Annotated in this window: 4 protein-coding genes and 1 pseudogene; 1 reads left to right on the forward strand and 4 read right to left on the reverse strand. The window is 50.7% G+C overall.

Annotated elements, in window-relative coordinates; all coding sequences use genetic code 11:
• A pseudogene (locus Q0238_RS06545) lies at nucleotides 1-416 on the forward strand (radical SAM protein); the annotation flags it as partial.
• Between the two features lie 938 nt (nucleotides 417-1,354).
• On the opposite strand, the gene Q0238_RS06550 reads toward Q0238_RS06545, so the two are convergent.
• The 4 genes from Q0238_RS06550 to Q0238_RS06565 all read right to left on the reverse strand — a co-directional run.
• The gene (locus Q0238_RS06550) at nucleotides 1,355-2,923 is read right to left on the reverse strand and encodes a subtype B tannase (protein ID WP_297944138.1); all 1,569 of its coding nucleotides are present in this window, start codon (nucleotides 2,921-2,923) and stop codon (nucleotides 1,355-1,357) included.
• A 230-nt stretch (nucleotides 2,924-3,153) separates the two neighbouring features.
• Nucleotides 3,154-3,642, reverse strand: coding sequence for a TlpA disulfide reductase family protein (locus Q0238_RS06555; protein ID WP_297944141.1), 489 nt, complete (start codon nucleotides 3,640-3,642; stop codon nucleotides 3,154-3,156).
• 16 nt (nucleotides 3,643-3,658) lie between these two features.
• Complete coding sequence (locus tag Q0238_RS06560) at nucleotides 3,659-3,796, reverse strand: hypothetical protein (protein WP_297944144.1); 138 nt, start codon at nucleotides 3,794-3,796, stop codon at nucleotides 3,659-3,661.
• A 243-nt stretch (nucleotides 3,797-4,039) separates the two neighbouring features.
• The coding region (locus Q0238_RS06565) for a hypothetical protein (RefSeq protein WP_297944145.1) at nucleotides 4,040-4,229 on the reverse strand (190 nt) is incomplete at its 5' end.

Below are 4,229 nucleotides of genomic sequence, written 5' to 3' on the forward strand. Positions count from 1 at the left end.
AGTTTCGCGGCGAGCTTGATATCGAAATCCTAGTCGTGCGCGGGCTAAATGACACGCAAGAGGATTTTGTGGCGCTGAATGCGGCTTTAGCTCGCATCAATCCGCACCGCGTAGATATTGGCACTATAGATCGCCCGCCCGCATACCGCGTAGAGGGAGTGAGCGAGGCGCAGCTGCGCTATCTGGCCACTTTCATCGAAAATCAAAACGTAAATATAATTTCTGCGCCCAAATACGCAAGCGAGCGGCTGAGCTTTAGCGAGGATGAAATTTTGCGCACTCTCTCGCGCCGTCCGCAGCGCACGAGCGACGTGGAGGCGATGTTTGACGAAAAAAGCGCGCAGCTTTTAAAGCGTCTGGCGGATGAGGGCAAGGTTGTTTTTAAGGACGGTTTTTACGAGATCGCGAAAGGCTAGGGCGTTAAATTTTAAAAGCTCTTTCGCGGCGCAGCGCGGCAAAAAGCGGCTTGCATTTTGGCGTCGTCGCAGGCGATGCCCGCCGTACGCAAGCTAGAGGGCGGCGCAAAGACAGCGCGTTTAAATTTAATGCCGAAGCTGCGTTGCCATAGATAGAGCGCCTACCGCGCGAGCTAAAGGCAGCGCAATGCTAGCTAGCGTTAAATTTAGCGCCGAATTACGCCGCCGCAAAGATGCCGGCGCACCAGGTTTGGGAAGCGATCCTGACGCGCGGGGTGCTGATCTTTAAATAGGCTAAGCTGCGTTCAAAAGCGCCGTTAAATTATGAAATTTATACACACGGCGCAAAAATACAGACCCCAAGCGGCGCTTTTTGTGTGTCAGCGGATTATTGAAGCAGGCCTAATGGATAGCAAAAGCGGGCTTGGAGCCGCGGGAGATCGCGAATGCACGCCTTAAATTTAGCCTGCTTGCCGCGCTCGCTTGGAGTTTTTGCGCTTTAATCATCCGCACGCCGAATGTGCGCCTATTACGTGATACCTGCGCGCTCAAAGAGCTGCGATCGGATAGTATAAACGTCGTGAAATTTTATCGCATATTCAGTCTTTAAATTTAAAATTTAGCCCGCAGAATTTGATTGCGCCGAAATTTTGATGCGGATCGCGCTAAAAGCTCCGCGCCATATATCGTCGTGACCGATTAAATTTAATTCGCGCCGTTTTGCCTCTATAAAATTCTATGAAATTTTTTTGAATGCTGGCCGCAAAATTTCAAGCCGTTGCGCGCTTTGCGGCGGCGCTAAAATTTTTACGCGATAGAATTTCGCAGCGGAATTTTACGCCGCGCGGCGTATCCGCTAGAGAGTGTTTGGGCGATAAAATTTAGGGCAAAGCTGCGGGCAAAATTCTAAATCCAAAGTAAAATTTTGCCCGTAAAGCCTACTGCGCGACCACTTTATCGATCCAGTCAAAAAGCTCCTCAAGATCGTAATCGCCGGCGTGTCCTTGCCCCCAAGGCACTGCAAAATCGACGTTCTTGCCTGCATTTTGCAAGCTAAGCGCCAAAATCGCGGGGATCGCAAGCGCCGTATCGCGATCGCTCGCGCCGTGTCGGATGCGGTAATGCTTCGCGCCGTTTTCGTTGCGCACGAAGCTCATCGCATCCATCATCTCCACAAGCTGGGCACCTGCGATTAGCACCCCTTTGGCGGGGTCATTCATCGCGCTAAAATCCGTAAAATGCGCCGCGTTAAATTTCGCGCCGCCGAACAGCTCGTTTTCGGGATTTTCAAGCGCGAAGCCGTCGAATGCGGGCGGGGTCTTGGCACGCGGCTCGGAGGTCGCGTAGCCCCAAAAAAGCATATGCGATTGCGACGCGTCGTCCTTAATCTTTGCAGCGAGGTATAGGGGCGCCTTCGCGCGCGGATTTTTCGCCGCAAAATTAGCAAACGATGCCGATATGAGGCCGTTTATGTAATCTTTGAAGCTGCCGTCGCCGTTCTTATCCAAGCTTAGCGCGCGGCCGCCCCCGTCCTTTAAGCCTAGCGAGTTCAGATAGGCGGGGAATTGCGCCTTTAGCTCGTCTGAAATTTTAATCTGTGCCGCGCTTAGTTTGCCGCTTAGCACCTTGCGTGCAGGCTTTGCAGCGATTTGATTTGCGCCTTTTTTGGAATTTTTTTCAGCGCCGCTAGAATTTTCGCCGCGCTCGTTAAATCCCGCCGCATCAAGGCCGCTAAAATCCATCTTTTCATATTCGCTCTGCGCGCCGAACATCCACTCATACGCCGCATCCGCGTGCTTCAGATTTGTGATCGGGCAGTATGCGGACGCCGCGTAAATTTTATCGCTCGCCTTTGCAGCGCCCAGCTCCTGCAGATACGACTCGTACGCAGCCTCGTCCCCGCTCGTGCCCAAAAGTGCCGAGAGCGCTCCGCCCGCGCTCGTGCCGTTTGAGATTATCTTGTTTGCGTCCCCGGGCATTGCCGCGTCGTTAAATTTCAGATACCGCACGGCCGCCTTTAGATCGACGATCGCTGCGGGCGCTTTGCCGATATAATCGCCATTTGCGCTCTTTAACGTGCGTCCGCGCGCTGCGGGTGCAGCTACGACGTAACCACGCGAAAGCGCCGTAGCGATCGCGTTTGGCTTGCCGCTTGCGTCTATTGTGACCTCGCCCGCTTCGCCGGGCATGTAGCCGCCCACGCCGTTTGGCAAAAATATCGGCGCGCTTACGGCGTCAAATTTGCCGCTCTTGCACTCCTCAAAATATTGCTGCGGGATGAAGATATTCATACTCTGATAGTGCGCGCTTACGGGTTTTGCGACGTAGATTATGTTTTTGTAGGCGCGAAATTTTATCTTTTTGCCGCCTACGATCGCGCTTTCTTGCGTGAAATTTGCGGCGTTAAATTTCAAATCTTCTTGCGCGCTTTGCGCCGAAGCCTCGGCGTTTAGGCTTAGCGTGCCACAAAGTATCGCAGCGCCTAAAGCAATGGATTTTTTACTCATTGCCGCCTCCTTTCTATTTTGATATTGCCGCTTTTTAGCCATTCAAGCAGCTTAGTGACAAAGCTAATTTTAGCAAAACTCGGCGAATACTTAAATCCGCTGCGCGCCTAAATTTTGAAATTTAAATGCAAAGGCATCTGCAAGTTGAAAGGAATTTTAAACTCGAAGTGTTATTTTAGTGGGCATTTGCGATCCGCCGGCGTAAATCCGGCTGCATTAAATTTCGCTCGTTAATTCATAAGCTTGAGCTGCGTTTCGAAGGCGGATTTGGGGTAGAGGCCGATGAGCTTTTTAACCGCTTTGCCGTTTTTATCGTAGATCACCGACGTGGGGGTGCCGAAAATGCCGCCTACGATGGTTTCAAAGTATTTCACCGAGCTCGCGCCACTGACGCTTGGGAATTTTATCCCCTTTTCGCGAGCGACCGCGGCATCTGCTTCTAGCCCCTTGCCGTCGCCCAAAACGCCGATGATCAGCGCATCGCCGCTAGCTTGTAGCTCGTTTAGCACCGGTACTTGGGCTTTGCACGCGCCGCAGCTGCTGGTGTAGAAAAACAGCACGAGCGGCTTGTCGTTGCCCTCGATCTTTAGCGTGCGCTCGGAGGGGTCGAACTTGGAGGCAAGCGAGGTGCCATCGGTGCTTAGATGGCGCTTCCATCCGTCGCAGCCTATGAGCAGCAGCGCGAACACGGCAGCAATTTTTAAATTTAAAAATTTCATCGTCTAAAATCCGTCCTTAAATCTGCTTTAAAACTGCTAAATTCGTTTTTAAATTTGCGTTTGAAATTCTAAAATTTATGGCGCAATGCCTGTCAGAATTTATGTCTAGGTCCGCTCTGAGGCGTATGTCGTAATAATCCATGCTTGGGTTCATGCCGTGACCTTTAACGAGATTTATGCATAATCCGCGCTAGAATTTATATCGTGGCATATATTTAAATTTAAGTCTCGATCTGCGTTAAAGTTTATGCTTTGGCATGTGCTGCAACAATATGCTTAAGACGTATGTTGCGATCCGTGTCGTAATCCGCGCTAAAGTCTATGTAACGACTTGCCTCGCAATTCGTACTCGTAGCGTTTCGGTTTTTAAAATTTAGGCTTTTAAAATTTTGATTTTTTAAATTTTTACCCACTTCGCTCGGTTTTGCGACGATGCTTGATCTTTAGAGACAAACGGCTTTGGCGGGAGTGAGTAGCAAAGAGTTACACCTGCTCGCGCGAGCCTTAGACGAATCCAAAAAGAGCGCGGGCGGGCGGTGAAATTTTTAAATTTTAACGTAGCTTTATTTTTCATCATGCGAGCTAAA

It is taken from the genome of uncultured Campylobacter sp. (genome assembly GCF_938045775.1).
Classification (GTDB): domain Bacteria; phylum Campylobacterota; class Campylobacteria; order Campylobacterales; family Campylobacteraceae; genus Campylobacter_B.

Bases quoted from the DNA above. Each gene is read 5' to 3' on its own strand.
- Q0238_RS06550 (WP_297944138.1), bottom strand. From the start codon at position 2,923: ATGAGTAAAAAATCCATTGCTTTAGGCGCTGCGATACTTTGTGGCACG.
- Q0238_RS06560 (WP_297944144.1), bottom strand. From the start codon at position 3,796: ATGAACCCAAGCATGGATTATTACGACATACGCCTCAGAGCGGACCTA.
- Q0238_RS06555 (WP_297944141.1), bottom strand. From the start codon at position 3,642: ATGAAATTTTTAAATTTAAAAATTGCTGCCGTGTTCGCGCTGCTGCTC.